14 protein-coding genes and 1 other annotated feature are annotated in these 15,954 nt (G+C 53.0%); of the genes, 10 read left to right on the forward strand and 4 right to left on the reverse strand.

Annotation, left to right across the window (positions count from 1 at the left end; genetic code table 11):
* From hisC to hisG, 3 genes are all read right to left on the reverse strand, one after another.
* On the reverse strand, positions 1 to 1,036 hold a 1,036-nt coding region (hisC, locus tag AC1DUO_RS09875), incomplete at its 3' end, for a histidinol-phosphate transaminase (protein WP_477987181.1).
* The gene (gene hisD, locus AC1DUO_RS09880) at positions 1,036 to 2,349 is read right to left on the reverse strand and encodes a histidinol dehydrogenase (RefSeq protein WP_121019427.1); all 1,314 of its coding nucleotides are present in this window, start codon (positions 2,347 to 2,349) and stop codon (positions 1,036 to 1,038) included. The genes hisC and hisD, both read right to left, overlap by 1 nt.
* 3 nt (positions 2,350 to 2,352) lie before the next feature.
* Positions 2,353 to 3,252, reverse strand: a complete 900-nt coding sequence (hisG, locus tag AC1DUO_RS09885) for an ATP phosphoribosyltransferase (RefSeq protein ID WP_013575087.1) — start codon at positions 3,250 to 3,252, stop codon at positions 2,353 to 2,355.
* A gap of 74 nt (positions 3,253 to 3,326) precedes the next feature.
* Positions 3,327 to 3,448: a sequence feature (His leader region), on the reverse strand.
* Between the two features lie 329 nt (positions 3,449 to 3,777).
* On the opposite strand from hisG, the gene AC1DUO_RS09890 reads away from it, so the two are divergent.
* From AC1DUO_RS09890 to cheW, 7 genes are all read left to right on the forward strand, one after another.
* Positions 3,778 to 4,602: an SDR family oxidoreductase gene (locus AC1DUO_RS09890; RefSeq protein ID WP_112198259.1), complete on the forward strand. Its 825-nt coding sequence runs from the start codon at positions 3,778 to 3,780 to the stop codon at positions 4,600 to 4,602.
* A 1,262-nt stretch (positions 4,603 to 5,864) separates the two neighbouring features.
* Positions 5,865 to 6,209, forward strand: coding sequence for a flagellar transcriptional regulator FlhD (gene flhD / locus AC1DUO_RS09895; protein WP_013575090.1), 345 nt, complete (start codon positions 5,865 to 5,867; stop codon positions 6,207 to 6,209).
* Between the two features lie 2 nt (positions 6,210 to 6,211).
* Positions 6,212 to 6,820 carry a flagellar transcriptional regulator FlhC gene (gene flhC / locus AC1DUO_RS09900; protein WP_013575091.1) on the forward strand — a complete coding sequence of 203 codons (609 nt, stop codon included), beginning with the start codon at positions 6,212 to 6,214 and terminating at the stop codon, positions 6,818 to 6,820.
* A 176-nt stretch (positions 6,821 to 6,996) separates the two neighbouring features.
* Entirely contained in the window at positions 6,997 to 7,887 is an 891-nt protein-coding gene (gene motA, locus AC1DUO_RS09905; RefSeq protein ID WP_112151826.1) for a flagellar motor stator protein MotA, read from the forward strand.
* Positions 7,884 to 8,987, forward strand: a complete 1,104-nt coding sequence (gene motB, locus AC1DUO_RS09910) for a flagellar motor protein MotB (RefSeq protein WP_013575093.1) — start codon at positions 7,884 to 7,886, stop codon at positions 8,985 to 8,987. The genes motA and motB overlap by 4 nt, the downstream gene beginning before the upstream one ends.
* Before the next feature lie 36 nt (positions 8,988 to 9,023).
* A complete protein-coding gene (gene cheA, locus AC1DUO_RS09915) occupies positions 9,024 to 11,060 on the forward strand; it encodes a chemotaxis protein CheA (RefSeq protein ID WP_443529867.1) in 2,037 nt (678 codons plus the stop codon).
* Positions 11,061 to 11,142: 82 nt separating this feature from the next.
* Entirely contained in the window at positions 11,143 to 11,640 is a 498-nt protein-coding gene (gene cheW / locus AC1DUO_RS09920; RefSeq protein WP_013575095.1) for a chemotaxis protein CheW, read from the forward strand.
* A gap of 566 nt (positions 11,641 to 12,206) precedes the next feature.
* On the opposite strand, the gene ftrA is transcribed toward cheW, so the two are convergent.
* Positions 12,207 to 13,220 (reverse strand): transcriptional regulator FtrA, encoded by a 1,014-nt coding sequence (gene ftrA / locus AC1DUO_RS09925; RefSeq protein ID WP_477987186.1) that lies wholly within the window; start codon positions 13,218 to 13,220, stop codon positions 12,207 to 12,209.
* Between the two features lie 114 nt (positions 13,221 to 13,334).
* Between ftrA and AC1DUO_RS09930 the strand changes: the two genes are divergently transcribed.
* From AC1DUO_RS09930 to AC1DUO_RS09940, 3 genes are all read left to right on the forward strand, one after another.
* Entirely contained in the window at positions 13,335 to 14,810 is a 1,476-nt protein-coding gene (locus AC1DUO_RS09930) for an MFS transporter (protein ID WP_477987188.1), read from the forward strand.
* 198 nt (positions 14,811 to 15,008) lie between these two features.
* Positions 15,009 to 15,305: a hypothetical protein gene (locus tag AC1DUO_RS09935; protein WP_217244288.1), complete on the forward strand. Its 297-nt coding sequence runs from the start codon at positions 15,009 to 15,011 to the stop codon at positions 15,303 to 15,305.
* An 8-nt stretch (positions 15,306 to 15,313) separates the two neighbouring features.
* Positions 15,314 to 15,907, forward strand: a complete 594-nt coding sequence (locus tag AC1DUO_RS09940) for a hypothetical protein (protein WP_477987191.1) — start codon at positions 15,314 to 15,316, stop codon at positions 15,905 to 15,907.
* Positions 15,908 to 15,954: the final 47 nt, after the last annotated feature.

Here is a 15,954-nt window from a genome sequence, read left to right on the forward strand (position 1 = left end):
CTTCCCGGGTACCGATTGTGATCCGCAGGCAGCCGGAAAGTCCCGGTTGCTTGTTCTGGTCACGCAGGATAATGCCCTGATCCCAGAGGTTTTTAAAGACGGCACTTGAAGCGTAGAAGCGGACGAGGACGTAGTTAGTGTCGCTGGCAAAAACCTCTTCAACACAGGCGCATTTTTCCAGTTCTTCCCGCAACCACGCGCGGTTTTCCGTCACTTCAGTCACCCGCTGACGCATTATCGCCAGCCCTTCCGGGCTCAGCGCCTGTGCAGCGATATCGGCTACAGGCGTAGATAAAGGATAAGGCGCGATCACTTTCATTAATAAACCAATCAGGTCGCTGTTGGCGAGCGTGAAGCCGCAGCGCAAACCGGCGAGGGCAAACGCTTTGGACAGCGTGCGCAAAATCGCCAGGTGCGGATATTCCTGCAACCAACCCGACACTGTCGCCTGCGGGCAAAATTCAATATAGGCCTCATCGACCGCTACAATGGCGCGTCCGCGGGTCATTTCCAGCACAGCACGTATCTCTTGCGGATCGATGATATTGCCGGTCGGATTATTCGGGCTGCACACATAAACCAGTTTCACGCCATCCAGCGCGGCTTCAATGGCCGGGAGATCCAAAGACCAGTCGGCTTTTGCGGCCACGGTGCGGCCTTCCACGCCAATTGTCTCGGCGCTGACGCTGTACATGCCGTAAGTCGGCGGGCAATAAAGAATAGCGTCTTTGCCCGGTTCACAGAATGCGCGGATCAACAGTTCAATGCCTTCGTCTGCGCCACGGCTGACCAGCACCTGTTCCGGGTCAACACCCGCATAAGCTGCGTAACGGTTGATGACCAGCGCAGGCTGACATTCCGGATAACGGTTAAAGGTCTGCTGCGTCAGTTCAAACTGTGGCGCGATGGCGTATTCGTTAGCGTTAAGCCACACATCACCGTTGCCGCCGAGACGACGTGCGGACTGATACGGGGTCAGTTCCTGCACATTCTTACGTGCCAGCGCCTGAACGCTGAGGGTGTTTTCATTGCTCATCAGCGTTGCTCCTTTAAAGCGTTAACGCGCAAAGTCACGGCATTTTTGTGTGCGGTCAGTTGTTCAGCCTGCGCCAGGGTTTCGATGGTATTTGCCAGACCGAGCAAACCTTCAGGCGTTAACTGCTGAACGGTCATGCGTTTCTGGAAATCTGCCAGACCGAGGCTGGAACAGGTGGCCGTGTAACCGTAAGTCGGCAAGACGTGGTTGGTGCCGGAAGCGTAATCGCCTGCGGATTCCGGTGACCAGTCACCGAGAAATACTGAACCGGCGCTGGTGATACTGTCGACCAGTTGCTCCGGCTCACGGGTTTGCAGGATCAGGTGCTCCGGACCGTACGCATTGCTGATTTCGATACACTGCGCGATGTCTTTCGCCACAATCAGACGGCTGCTTGCCAGTGCCTGACGGGCAATCTCGCTGCGGGATAATGTCTGCAACTGGCGTTCAACGGCTTCACCAACCGCCTGCGCTATTTTCAAATCCGGCGTCAGCAAAATCACCTGAGAATCGGGGCCGTGTTCTGCCTGAGAAAGCAAATCAGAGGCAACAAAGTCAGGTGTTGCGCCACTGTCGGCAATCACCAGCACTTCTGAAGGCCCGGCTGGCATATCGATTGCCGCGCCGTCCAGGCTCTGACTAACCTGACGCTTGGCTTCGGTGACGTAGGCATTGCCCGGCCCGAAGATTTTCGCCACACGCGGCACGGTTTCGGTGCCAAAGGCCAGCGCGGCAATTGCCTGCGCACCGCCAAGCTGATACACCTCTTCCACGCCACACAGTTGAGCGGCATACAGAATTTCATCGGCAATCGGCGGCGGAGAACACAGCACCACTTTCTGGCATCCGGCAATACGCGCCGGGGTCGCTAACATTAATACGGTGGACACCAGCGGCGCAGAACCGCCCGGAATATACAGACCCACGGACTGAATAGGGCGGGTCAGTTGCTGGCAACGTACGCCGGGCTGGGTTTCGATATCCACCACAGCCAGTTTTTGTGCCTGATGAAAGGTATCGATATTGCGCACGGCATGTGCCATCGCCTGTTTAACGTCCTCACCTAAACGCGCGGCCGCTGCCCCGATTTGCTGTGCAGTGACGCGCAATTCCCGGACTTCAGTTTTATCAAAGCGGGCGCAAAACTCGCGCAGCGCACTGTCACCTTCACTGCGCACGCGGCGCAGGATTTCACTGACAGATTCGGTAATACGGTCAGACGCCGAAATTGCCGGGCGTGTCAGCAGCTCGCGACGCTGTTGTTCGTCGCATTGCTGCCAGTCAATCGGGGTAGTGAACGCGTCAGGCTTCATGGCTTACTCCATCATTTTTTCGATTGGCAGAACCAGAATGGAGCTGGCGCCGAGCGCTTTCAGTTTCTCCATCGTTTCCCAGAACAGGGTTTCGCTGCTGACCATGTGCATGGCCACACGTTGCTGATCGCCTGCCAGCGGCAGAATGGTCGGACGCTCAGCGCCCGGCAGCAGGGCAACGATCTCATCAAGACGCTCACTTGGCGCGTGCAACATAATGTACTTGGATTCGCGTGCCTGAATAACGCCCTGAATACGGGTCATCATTTTGTCGATCAGCAGTTGTTTCTCTTGTGGCATTTCGCCGTCGCGCTGGATAAGACAGGCTTTGGAGCGATAAATCACTTCCACTTCACGCAGGCCGTTGGCTTCGAGCGTGGCGCCGGTAGAGACCAGGTCACAAATCGCATCCGACAAACCGGCGCGCGGGGCGACTTCCACAGAACCGTTCAGCAGGCAGGATTTGAAATCGACGCCTTTTTTATCGAGATATTGCTTGAGCAGGTGCGGATACGAGGTGGCGATGCGGGCGTTTTGCAGGCTTTGCGGACCGGTATACTCCGTGTCCAGTGGCGTCGCCAGTGACAGACGGCAACCGCCAAAATCCAGACGACGCAGGGTGAAATAACGCGGGTCTTCGCCCTGGGCGCGGCGGCTCAGCAACTCTTCTTCCAGCACGTTTTCACCGATGATGCCCAGATCCACCACACCGTCCATCACCAGCCCCGGGATATCGTCATCACGCACGCGCAAAATGTCGATCGGCATGTTTTCTGCGAAGGCGATCAGACGCTGTTCCTGCAGGTTGATTTTGATCCCGCAGCGGGCCAGCAGTTCGCGTGATTCATCGCTCAGGCGACCCGACTTTTGCATTGCTATCCGTAAACGTGTTTTATCCAGCATGATGACCTCAGTTTCTTAATTATTTATCGTAAAAATCGTTTGTTTAAAGGCGTTAACTTCAATCCGTCAGGCCAAAAAAAAAGCCCCCGGAAGAAATCTTCCGGGGGCTATCTCTGCGTTCTGCGCCACTGGAAGATCTAAACAGTCTCCCAGCACCAATCGCCTGAAAGACTAGTCAGGGTGATGGTGATGACGGTGGTTAATCAGAACGTTTGTCATGTCAGTTTCTCAGTATGTTCATTTATATGCCGCGTGATTCAGATTTGAATCATTCGCCACACATATCAAATTCGCTGCCAATAAAACTAAACTATCGGGCGGTAACAGCGCAACCTTTTTTTCCGATGATGAGTTTTTCTTATCTGCAGCAGGGTTTTCATCGAATAAATGAATGATCTGTTAACAGAGGCAGAGAAAACCTTACGCAGGCTGAACCGGGAAAAGGTGACATTTGCTAGTATAAAGGAAGCAGTATCAGCAGTGGGTGATGTGATGCCACATGCCAATGAAACAACGGAGCGAAGTATGAAGAAGGTTTCGATTATCGGACTGGGCTGGCTGGGAATGCCACTGGCGATGGCGCTGGCTTCAAAAGGTTATCAGGTGGTCGGCAGTAAAACCACGCCGGATGGGGTAGATGCCGCCAGAGCCGTGGGGATCGAGTGTTTCCCGCTGGTGTTTACGCCGCAGATGGAATGTGTGGCGGAAGATCTCGATCAGTTGCTGAATGTCGATGCGCTGATTATTACCCTGCCTGCGCGCCGGACGGTGGACGGCAGCGAACTGTACTTCCAGGCGGTACAGCTGTTAACCGACAGCGCGCTGGCGCATAACGTCAAACGCATTATTTTCACCAGCTCGACATCTGTTTACGGTGAAGGAGAGGGTGTGGTGCGTGAGGGGTCGCCGCTTGAACCGGTCACGACCAGCGGAAAGGTGCTCAAAGAACTCGAAAACTGGCTCCATGGTTTACCCAATACGTCTGTCGATGTACTGCGTCTGGCCGGTCTGGTCGGCGGCGATCGCCATCCGGGACGTTTTATGGCCGGAAAGACGCAGGTGAAAGGCGGTCAGCATGGTGTCAACCTGGTGCATCAGGATGATGTGATTGCCGCGATTGCGTTGTTACTCAGTCTGCCGAAAGGCGGCCATACATATAACCTGTGCGCACCTGCTCATCCTGCTAAAGCGGAGTTTTATCCGGCGCTGGCCAGACAGATGGGGCTGGAGCCGCCGACTTTTGCTGAACAAGCTTCAGCACAGAAGGGCAAAATCGTCGATGGTGAGCGAATCTGCAAAGAACTTGGCTTTGAATATCAGCATCCTGATCCGCGAACCATGCCTTTTTAATCACCAAACGCGGTGTAGATAATTTCACGTTATGACCTGCCGGAAATTTCGGCAGGTTGTTAAGTGTCTGCTGCATTAACGTTCGGAAAACCCCTTTCTCATGTGCAGGAAATTATTCATTTATCCTGCAACGCCTATTTTATCCTTCCGTTTAATTAGCCGGTTTAATGGCGGTACATTTTTTAGGCTTGTTGTCTAATATTCTTCTGACAGCGTAGTTAAAAATGCGTTTTAATCGCCAATCTGCAGGTGAAACTGGCGACAGATGCTGGTTTGGTAATAAAATTCCTAGTCGCGCGTTTTTAATTTGCTATTGCGCGGTATAAAGCACTTTTTTAAGCACAATGATTAAAGTTTTCCTGAACAGTTGCCGATAGGTTAAGTTCGGCACCACTATGCCATTCCATCACTTCTTCTTATCAATCCGGCCTTGTTGCTGGATGTTTCCGCGTGTCCGGTCATAAATTATTACAATAATTGTCTTTTTATTTCTTAAACCGCGTGCCTGCTCACGGTTTAAGAACAATTCGCGCTTAATTTCCTCACAAACCATTAGGACAACTCCCCGAAAACCCTTGTGCTGACTGGGTTGGGTGTATTTAGCACAATGATCATGCTATTTGAAATTTCCAGCATAAATAGCTGCATGAGAAGTTATTAATTATTATCTGTGCTGTTCATTTGGCTTTGGTTGGCCTTTGTACAAATTGATCTAAAAAAGGCTAAAAAAGGCTGTCTGAAGAGAGCTTTTTAGACGCTTTTTTACTTTTGGCTTAAAAATGCGCAGATTTTTACGATAAATTGCACTTTCAGAAGCAAAATAAAGTTATAAAGTGTGATCTCCATCACACTTTATTCAAAATTCGTCAACGGTAAGATTGTATGTATAAAGGAAACGGGGTTAGAGTTGCAGCGTAGTAAGATTATTCCTAATAATGTATGTAAAAGCGTTTCACTGAATGAGGCGCCATCACAGCAACGGACTCTGCCAGTACACCAAAACTAAAGTGTTTTTCGATTACTTAGCAGTGCAATTGTCACAATTAATTTAGTTTACATCAGGAACAACTTTGTATTGGCGGTGAAGTAAATACCGCGGGATAAATCTAATAATCATCGTGAGATTTATTAATCAGCCAATGATCCAATTGTTTTGATAGTAAAAAATACTCCTGTCACGCCGGGTAAAACTCTTGCTGCATGGAATATGTCTATCAATCCGCCGTCTTAAAAAAACGGCATCGGTAATGGGGTAGAACAGAATGTCCGAATTGCTTAAGCACATATATGATATCAACCTGTCATATTTACTGTTGGCACAGCGTTTGATTAACGACGAAAAGGCCTCAGCGATGTTTCGCCTGGGGATCGATGACGTTATGGCAGATACCCTGAGACAGCTGACGCTGCCTCAGATGGTGAAGTTAGCTGAAACGAACCAGCTTTTGTGTCAGTTCCGCTTTGATGACAGCAAGACAATTGAACGCTTGACCCAGGAATCGCGGGTGGATGACTTACAACAAATCCATACCGGTATCTTGTTGTCCAGCCATCTGCTGAAAGGCCTGGCCGCGAAAGAAAGCGGCGCGATGAAGAAAAGGGCGTAGCTATGTCTGGTAAAGATGCGTCAACCAAGCCAGCAGAAAAAAGTATTGTTCAGGAAGCACGGGACATTCAGCTGGCTATGGAACTGATTACGCTGGGTGCCAGATTGCAGATGCTGGAAAGCGAAACGCAATTAAGTCGTGGCCGACTGATTAAATTGTACAAAGAGTTGCGAGGAAGTCCTCCCCCGAAAGGCATGTTGCCGTTCTCTACTGACTGGTTCATGACCTGGGAACAGAACATCCATTCCTCCATGTTTTACAACGCTTACTCTTTCCTGCTAAAGAGCGGCCACTGTAATGGCGTGGAGGCGGTGATCAAGGCTTATCGTTTATATCTGGAACAGTGTCCTGAGCAGCCGGGGGAAGCGCCGATCCTTGCGCTGACCCGTGCCTGGACGTTAGTACGTTTTGTCGACAGCGGCATGTTGCAGCTTTCAGCGTGTAACTGCTGTGATGGCTCATTTATTACCCATGCACACCAACCCCGCCACGGGTTTGTTTGCAGTCTTTGCCAGCCCCCGTCCCGAGCAGTAAAAAAACGTAAACTTTCCCCGCAGGTTGCCGATATAACATCTCAAGAGCTGGACGAACAGGTCAAGCACGCAGTTTGAGATAGTTGGGTAGCAGTAAGTCGTTCTGAGCGGTGGCTACCACCGCTCATCAATTCCCCCCTAACATCTCAGCCATTCTCTGACACTTTTTATGCACGTTTCTACGGCACAAATCGGTCAGGCACATGGCGCGCGCTTAACCTCGCCCTAAAACCACATCGAATTAAGGATTCATCGTGCTAGTGATAATAGGTTACATCGTGGTGTTGGGCTCTGTGTTCGGCGGTTTCATGCTCGTCGGCGGTGAGCTGGGCGCGTTATACCAACCCGCAGAATTGCTCATTATTGCCGGTGCCGGCATCGGTGCCTTCTTCGTTGGTAACAACGGCAAAGCGATCAAATCCACCATGCGCGCGTTGCCGCAGTTGTTCCGCGCATCAAAATACAATAAAGCGTTGTATATGGATCTGATGGCGCTGCTTTACCGGGTATTAGCCAAATCACGCCAACAGGGGATGCTGTCGCTGGAAAATGACATCGACAATCCGGCCGAAAGCGACATTTTTGCTAATTATCCGCGCATCCTTGCCGATAAACAGTTAGTCGAATATCTGACTGACTATCTGCGCCTCATGGTCAGCGGCAACATGAATGCCTTTGAAATTGAAGCGCTGATGGACGAGGAAATCGAAACTTACGAGCACGAGAGTGAAGTGCCGGCGAACAGCCTGGCGCTGGTGGGTGACTCACTCCCGGCATTCGGTATCGTCGCTGCGGTAATGGGGATCGTACATACCCTGGCCGCTGCTGACCGACCTGCCGCAGAACTCGGGGCACTGATTGCCCACGCGATGGTCGGGACCTTCCTCGGTATCCTGCTGGCGTACGGTTTTGTTTCTCCGCTGGCCAGCGTGTTACGCCAGAAGAGTGCTGAAAACGCCAAAATGATGCAGTGCATCAAGGTGACTTTGCTATCGAGCATTAACGGTTATGCGCCACAAATTGCCGTCGAATTTGGCCGTAAAACGTTGTACACCTCGGAGCGGCCTTCCTTTATTGAACTGGAGGAACACGTTCGCCAGGTCAAGTCGCCGGGTCAGAAACAAACTGAAGAAGAAAAAGTATGAAGCATCAGAGCCATCCAATCGTTGTTGTACGCAAGAAAAAGAATAAGCACGGCGGAGGGCATCACGGCGGTTCGTGGAAAATTGCTTACGCTGACTTTATGACAGCGATGATGGCTTTCTTTCTGGTGATGTGGCTGATTTCGATCTCCAGCCCTAAAGAACTGGTGCAAATTGCCGAATACTTCCGTACACCCCTTGCGGTGGCGATCACAGGCGGGCCGCGCAGCAGCGATGCTACCAGCCCGATCCCTGGCGGTGGCGAAGACCCGACCGTACAGGACGGGGAAGTCCATAAAATGGAGCAGTCGCAGGGGGCGAGTAAGCGTGAGTCGGACGATTTACAGCGGTTGCAGCAAAAGCTGGAAGACATGCTGGCGTCGGATCCGCGGCTGAAAGATTTACGTCCACACCTGATGATTAACCTGACCGAGCAGGGTTTGCGCATTCAGATTATCGATAGCAAAAACCGCCCGATGTTCCAGCTTGGCAGCGCGATTGTTGAGCCGTACATGCGCGATATCCTCAGGGCGATTGCCCCGGTACTGGATGGTTTTCCGAACAAGATCAGTCTGGCGGGGCATACCGATGACATGCCGTATGCCACAGGTGAACGTGGCTACAGCAACTGGGAACTGTCGACTGAGCGCGCGAATGCTTCACGTCGCGAGATGATGAGCGGCGGCCTCAGCGAAGGGAAAGTCCTGCGGGTGATGGGCATGGGGTCTTCCATGCAACTGAAAAACCATCCGGCAGGTGACGCCATCAACCGTCGTATCAGTATTTTGGTCCTGAACAAACACGCGGAAGAAGCGATTGAACGGGAAAACAGCGAGGGCGAGGCGATCACGATCAGTGACGCTGGCGAGCTGCAAAGACAAGTACAAGGCACACAAAAAGTGCCGGCATTAGCACCAAAAATGAGTTCGGCTCCGGCAGCTCCGGCGTTAGCGCCACAGGCAAACCCGGCACCGGCCACACCAGAGAAAGCACCATCAATACCCGGGATTGAGACGCAGACGCCAGTGACACCCTCGGCAGGCGCTCAACCTGCGACGGCAGCTCCGGCTGCCGCGGCGGGCACGGCACCTGCGACACATTAACAAGCCGCGATTCACAGCAGAGGTGATCACGTGAGCATGGATATTACTGATTTTTATCAGACATTTTTTGATGAAGCAGACGAGTTGCTGGCGGACATGGAACAACATCTGTTGTTACTTGATCCGCAGGCGCCTGACATTGAGCAACTGAATGCGATTTTCCGCGCAGCGCACTCAATCAAAGGCGGTGCAGCCACGTTTGGATTTACGGTTTTACAGGAAACGACTCACTTACTGGAAAACCTGCTCGACGGTGCTCGTCGCGCTGAAATGAGCCTGAGCACCGACATCATCAACCTGTTTCTGGAAACAAAAGACATTATGCAGGAGCAACTCGACGCCTATAAATCTTCCCGGGATCCTGACGCAGAAAGCTTTGAATATATCTGTGCGGCCCTGAGACAACTGGCCCTCGAAGCGCAACAGGCGCGTGAACCTGTGCCTGATCTTCACGTGGTTGAAGACCAGACAGCGGCACAATCTTTCGCGACAGCGCCGGTTGCACCCGCTGCCGGTAAGGGCGATTTGCGCGTTCGTCTCTCCGGCCTGAAAACACAGGAAATTCCTGTGATGCTGGAGGAACTCGGCAATCTCGGCGAGATAAAAGATCCGGTTCAGACTGATGACAGCGTGGAAGCCACCCTGGTCACCACGGTTAGCGAAGACGACATTATTGCCGTGCTGTGTTTTGTGCTGGAGCCGGAACAAATCAGCTTCACTCACGCCCCGGCAGCGGTTGCTTCTGAGGCCGTTGCGGTTGCCGCATCCGCGCCTGTTGTGGCGGAAGTGGCTGCAGCACCGGCGGTCGTCGCCCGTCAGGCTCCGGTACTGACGGCAGTGCCGAACAGCGAACCGGCGAAAGCCCGTGCACCTAAAGCCCCTGAATCCACCAGCATCCGTGTTGCTGTTGAAAAGGTTGACCAGTTGATCAACCTCGTGGGCGAACTGGTGATCACCCAGTCCATGCTGGCGCAGCGTTCAGATCTGCTGGATCCGGTTGTCCACAGTGACCTGCTCAACAGCATGGGCCAGCTCGAACGTAATGCCCGTGATTTGCAGGAATCGGTGATGTCGATTCGTATGATGCCGATGGAATTCGTGTTCAGCCGCTTCCCGCGTCTGGTGCGAGATCTGGCCAGCAAACTGAATAAGCAAATCGAACTGACACTGCTCGGCAGCTCGACCGAACTGGATAAGAGCCTGATCGAACGTATCATCGATCCGTTAACGCACCTGGTGCGTAACAGTCTGGATCACGGTGTGGAAACGCCGGATGTGCGTATTGCCAATGGTAAAGAACCCACCGGTAACCTGACGCTTTCTGCGGAACATCAGGGTGGCAATATCTGCATCGAAGTGATCGACGATGGTGCCGGTCTGAACCGCGAACGTATTCTGGCGAAAGCCGCATCGCAGGGCATGAACGTCCATGACAACATGAGCGATGAAGAAGTCGGCATGCTGATCTTTGCCGCTGGCTTCTCGACCGCAGAAAAAGTCACTGACGTTTCAGGCCGTGGTGTCGGCATGGACGTGGTGAAACGAAACATTCAGGAAATGGGTGGGCACGTTGAAATCCATTCCCAGCAGGGCAAAGGCACCACCATCCGTATCCTGCTGCCACTGACGCTGGCGATCCTCGACGGGATGTCAGTGAAAGTCGGTAAAGAAGTCTTCATTCTGCCACTGAACGCGGTGATGGAATCTCTGCAACCGCTGTCAGAGGATTTGCATCCGATGGCCGGTGGCGAACGTGTTCTGCAGGTGCGCGGTGAATATCTGCCGCTGGTTGAGTTGTACAACGTCTTTGATGTTGAAGACGCCAAAACCGAAGCCACGCAGGGCATTGTGGTGATTTTGCAGAGTGCAGGGCGTCGCTACGCGTTGCTGGTTGATCAGTTGATTGGTCAGCATCAGGTTGTGGTGAAAAACCTGGAAAGCAACTATCGCAAAGTACCGGGCATTTCCGCCGCCACTATTTTGGGCGACGGCAGTGTGGCGCTGATCGTGGACGTGTCTGCACTGCAGTCACTGAACCGCGATAAATTAGCAACAGGCTCCACCGCCGCATAACAAGCAAAGCTGCCGGTGACCGCAAGGTTGCCGGGTGTGAAAAACTCAGGCCGATTTAAAGATAAAAGCAAAGGTGAACAACATGGCAGGACTTGCAACCGTGGCGAAAATTGCGGGCGAAACAGTAGGTCAGGAATTTCTGATCTTTACTTTAGGCGATGAAGAATACGGCATCGATATCCTCAAAGTGCAGGAAATCCGTGGATACGATCAGGTAACCCGTATTGCTAACACCCCGGCCTTTATTAAAGGTGTCACCAACCTGCGCGGCGTCATCGTGCCGATCCTCGACCTGAGGGTGAAATTCGCTCAGGAAGATGTGATTTACAACGAAAACACGGTGGTGATTGTACTTAACTTCGAAAACCGCGTTGTCGGGATCGTGGTTGACGGCGTATCAGACGTGCTGTCGCTGAGCCAGGATCAGATCCGCCCGGCACCGGAATTCGCCGTGACCATGTCGACGGAGTATCTGACGGGGTTGGGTTCGCTGGGTGACCGTATGTTGATCCTGGTGGATATTGAGAAGCTGCTGAGCAGTGAAGAAATGGCACTCGTTGATAGTGTGACGAAAATTTGATTTTCGTTTTTAAGGTCAAGGTCGTGGGCTCGCCGCCCACACTGGCCCAGAGACCCGCAATCGCGCGGGCCTCTGGACTCCACGCTCTTTTCACTGCGCGCTGTCGCAGGCACGACGGACATGTTCTGTCACCGCAGCGTGTGGCGCAAAATCTTGTCGCTCCGCGATGCCTTCTCCCGGTCCTGAAGCCCCCGGTCTTCAGGCCGCTCCGTTCAGCAAGATTTTTGATCACGCCAGTCTCGATCGAATAAAACCCTCGTTCTGATTCTTCCTGTTAAAAATAAGGGCAGAAGTTTTTTTCTTGCTCGTTCCCCGGCGAAGGGGAAGGCCGGGATGGGGTATTAATGGCATCTCTGAACTGACCCTCTTTTTTGCACTGCTCCTAACTCATTGATTTAATGAGTGCACGCGAACACACAAAAAAAGAGGGTATTTCTGCTAAAACAGGGATAATCTCTTGCCGTTCAAAGCGTAAAGCTGAAAACCCAACAGTTCACTGCCGCACAGGCAGCTTAGAAATGCATCACCAGGGCGGCGGAAGTCCACTGCCGCCAGCCCCCCAAAACTCATCCCACCAAATCCCGTTCAACAAACCCTTTGCGCCATTGTGTCGGCGACGTACCCAGCCGCTGGCGGAAATGATGACGTAAAGTTTCCGGCGAACCGAAACCGGCCTGTTCGGCAACGCGGTCAATACTCAGTGTGCCGTTTTCCAGCAGGGCGCAGGCTTTTTCCAGCCGCACGGTCAGCATCCATTCTCCCGGTGTGGTGCCGGTAGCATCATGGAAGCGGCGCAGGAAGGTGCGGCGGCTCATACCGGCTTGTCTGGCGAGCTGATCAATCACCAGCGGTGTATTGAGATGGCCGCGTAAGTCATCGAGCAAGGGCGCCAGCGTTTTTGTCTGATGCCGTGGTACCGGTTGCTGGATCAACTGAGCCTGATTCCCTTCGCGCAGCGGCGGCGTCACCATGCGGCGCGCTGTACGGTTAGCGACTTCGATACCATAATCACGGCGGATCAGATGCAGACACAAATCGACGCCCGCCGCACCACCGGCAGAGGTGATGATGCTGCCTTCATCGACATAAATCATGCCGTGCTCAACCTGCACGTCAGGGAATTTTTGCGCCAGGACATCGGTGCTGTTCCAGTGCGCCGTCGCGCGTTTACCGTCCAGCAAACCCGCAGCGGCCAACACGAAACTTCCCGCGCAGATCGACACAATTCTTGTCCCGTTGTGATGGGCTTTTTGCAGCGCAGCAATCAGCCGCTCAGACGCCGGTTCGTGAATGCTTCGCCAGCCGGGGATCACAATCGTACCGGCGTCTTTCAGCAGTTCCAGCCCGCCATCCACCACCAGCCGCACGCCGCCTTGCGCGCCGAAAGTCCCTTCTTCTACCGACGCGACGGCTAACTCGTACAGCGGTTCGCCCGTGAGTTCATCGGCACGGCCAAAGGCTTCGACGGCGATGCCAAACTCGAAGGTACACAGACATTCATAAGCCAGCAGCACCAGTCGCCGGTTGGGCGCAGCGGGATGGCGGGAGGAAGATATCGGCGGCAGATCAACTTTTTGCATGAAAGGATAACCCTCAGGTTGGCACGATCTTGACGATACATGGCATACCGGCAGATTTCTACTCTGACGCCAATCTTCCATGCTATGCGTCTCTTATCCCCGCAGGATTTAATCATGAAAAACACACTCGCACTGATGGCGGTTTGTCTGGCCGCCCTGATGTCGGGGCTGGAAATTTCCAGCGTCCCCGTATTATCACCGGTACTCGAACAGGAACTGCATGCCAGTTTCCGCGAGCTTCAGTGGATCATGAACGCTTACACGCTCGCCTGCACCACGGTACTGATGGCGACCGGTACGCTGGCAGACCGCTATGGACGGAAACGTGTTTTTATCATCAGCATTACAGCGTTCGGGCTGACCTCGCTGATGTGCGGTCTCGCCGGTAGCGCGCAATGGCTTATCGCAGGACGTTTTCTTCAGGGACTGAGCGGCGGCGCAATGCTGACCTGCCTGATTGCGATCCTTTCGTCGCAGTTTCCGCAAGGGAAAGCGCGCAGTCAGGCGTTTGCCGCATGGGGGATTACGTTTGGTTTCGGGTTAGGGTTCGGCCCGATCATCGGCGGCACGCTGGTCGCCTGGCTGAGCTGGCGATGGGTGTTTCTGATCCACGTTGTTATCGCCGTACTGACCCTGATTCTGGCGCTGAAAAACGTGGTGGAATCCCGTGACGGACAGGCTAAAAAACTGGATCTGGGGGGATTGATTACCCTTTCGGTCACGGTCTTGGGCGCGACGTTCCTCATTACTCAGGGCAGCAGTCTGGGCTGGAACAGTGTCACAGCAGGCGCCGTTCTGCTGGCTACCGCCGTCAGCGCGGTGATGTTCATCCGCATTGAAAAACGCCATCCGCACCCGATGTTTGATTTTTCGGTCTTCCGCGTCCGGGCATTTTCTGGTGCGCTGATGGGGTCGGTAGGGATGAATTTCAGCTTCTGGCCGCTGATGATTTATCTGCCGGTGTATTATCAGGGCGGGCTGGGTTATGGCAGTGTCGCTACCGGTATGGCACTGCTGGCTTATACGTTACCCACGTTGCTGATGCCACCGCTCGGTGAAAAACTGACAACACGTTTTGGCGCGTCACGTCTGATCCCGCTGGGATTATTCACAATAGGCGCAGGTTTTATGCTGATGCAAATCGCCGTCGTTCATCACCTTAGCCTATTGCCGGGTGCGCTGCTGGCAGGCATTGCGCTGGGGCTGACCAATACACCGGTCACCAACACCACAACCGGCTCTGTTGCGGCCAACCGCGCGGGAATGGCGTCGGGGATTGATATCAGTGCGCGCCTGATTACCCTGGCGATCAACATTGCGCTCATGGGAAACCTGCTGGTGGCGGGAATTGCCGCGAGCCTGAAAAAAGTCATGCCCGCAGCAGGGGAATTATCTTCGCTGGCAGAACGTATTGCAGGCGGCTCAGCCATTGAACCCCTGCAAAGCGGACAGATTGCGCAGGCACTGACTGATGGCTTTGCAGGCATTCTGCTCTATGGCGCGGCAGGCGTATGGGTACTGGCACTTCTCAGTTATTTGCTTTTTAACGGCAGGGGGCGGCGTAAAACGGTGTCTTGCGAGCCGTCCTGAGTTTACAAATCCGCGTTGCATATCGTGCAGCGCGTTTTTGCGTAATGTCTTCCATTTGTCTGAAAAATAATCATTTTCCCTGCGCATCTTTTTACTGAATATGGCGTGATAGCCCTGCGGGACCGGGCTTCACGGAAATAGTCGTGATGCAAAATGATAATTTGATTAAGTACGACAACTGGCGTACATTGAGGGCTCATGAGTTTCAGAGAGATCAAATGGAAGGTGATCGAATGTTTGAAGAATGGAAATATTGAATTTGAGGCAAGACGCGGGATTCAGCTTAAGAATTTGTTAAGTACGGGTGACATCTCGCCCTTTGAAGTGGCTGCCTTAATCGGCAGGGCATCCGGAGATCATTATCAGGTTCGCCCCTGCCATTTTGACAGCAGTATTGATGTCCACATCATCACCGTCAGTAGTGCCGGAGTACCCTGGTACATCAAGTGGTATTTTACAGAGCCCACCAGTGTTTTTATCAGCGTTCATCATTAAGGAAGAATATGATTATTTATAAAGTCGGGGACGAGAAAAAGGCGATGTGTGGTGTCTGTGAGGCTTTTCGCATTGTCAGCTATCAGCTGCGCGATGTGCCGTTTGATGACGGCAGCGGTATGGTGAAAAATATCATTGCGGGCGTATGTAAAACCTGCGACAGCGTTGCGGTGATCCCTTTTCAGTCTGTGCCTGCCATCAAAAAGCAGTTGCAGATACAACGCAAAGCCGTGGAAACCCGTGTGCCTGCGCACATGATTGATCTGCTGAACATGGCGAGTGCGGAATTGGGGGCAACCCCTGATTTCGTACCGTTACTGCTCAAATATTATATTCATCAGCTGGCATCAAACCCTGAAGCGGCCCTGCGCCTGGTGACCTTGCTGACGTCCGAACTGGCGACCGGTCTGGCCAATAAGCGCCTTTCCCTGAAAGGGCGCGAGATCGGTAATGATATCAAAAAACTCAAATCCCTGTCCCAGATCGACAACACCACAGAGTTACTTAAAGGCGTGGTGCTGATGATTCATCACGACCTTCTGGTCAATCCGGATGCCCATCGCATCGCAGTTTTAAAGAGTTTTGTCGCCACCGTTGCCTGATCATTTCCCCCGAAAAAATTTGACCCCCATCACATAAAGTTCCTGTT

It is taken from the genome of Rahnella sp. P4_A8 (assembly GCF_056402435.1).

Excerpts from the sequence above, each read along its gene's own strand:
- hisD (WP_121019427.1), bottom strand. The coding sequence starts at position 2,349 with ATGAAGCCTGACGCGTTCACTACCCCGATTGACTGGCAGCAATGCGAC.
- hisG (WP_013575087.1), bottom strand. The coding sequence starts at position 3,252 with ATGCTGGATAAAACACGTTTACGGATAGCAATGCAAAAGTCGGGTCGC.
- AC1DUO_RS09890 (WP_112198259.1), top strand. The coding sequence starts at position 3,778 with ATGAAGAAGGTTTCGATTATCGGACTGGGCTGGCTGGGAATGCCACTG.
- flhD (WP_013575090.1), top strand. The coding sequence starts at position 5,865 with ATGTCCGAATTGCTTAAGCACATATATGATATCAACCTGTCATATTTA.
- flhC (WP_013575091.1), top strand. The coding sequence starts at position 6,212 with ATGTCTGGTAAAGATGCGTCAACCAAGCCAGCAGAAAAAAGTATTGTT.
- motB (WP_013575093.1), top strand. The coding sequence starts at position 7,884 with ATGAAGCATCAGAGCCATCCAATCGTTGTTGTACGCAAGAAAAAGAAT.
- cheA (WP_443529867.1), top strand. The coding sequence starts at position 9,024 with ATGGATATTACTGATTTTTATCAGACATTTTTTGATGAAGCAGACGAG.
- cheW (WP_013575095.1), top strand. The coding sequence starts at position 11,143 with ATGGCAGGACTTGCAACCGTGGCGAAAATTGCGGGCGAAACAGTAGGT.
- ftrA (WP_477987186.1), bottom strand. The coding sequence starts at position 13,220 with ATGCAAAAAGTTGATCTGCCGCCGATATCTTCCTCCCGCCATCCCGCT.
- AC1DUO_RS09930 (WP_477987188.1), top strand. The coding sequence starts at position 13,335 with ATGAAAAACACACTCGCACTGATGGCGGTTTGTCTGGCCGCCCTGATG.
- AC1DUO_RS09935 (WP_217244288.1), top strand. The coding sequence starts at position 15,009 with ATGAGTTTCAGAGAGATCAAATGGAAGGTGATCGAATGTTTGAAGAAT.
- AC1DUO_RS09940 (WP_477987191.1), top strand. The coding sequence starts at position 15,314 with ATGATTATTTATAAAGTCGGGGACGAGAAAAAGGCGATGTGTGGTGTC.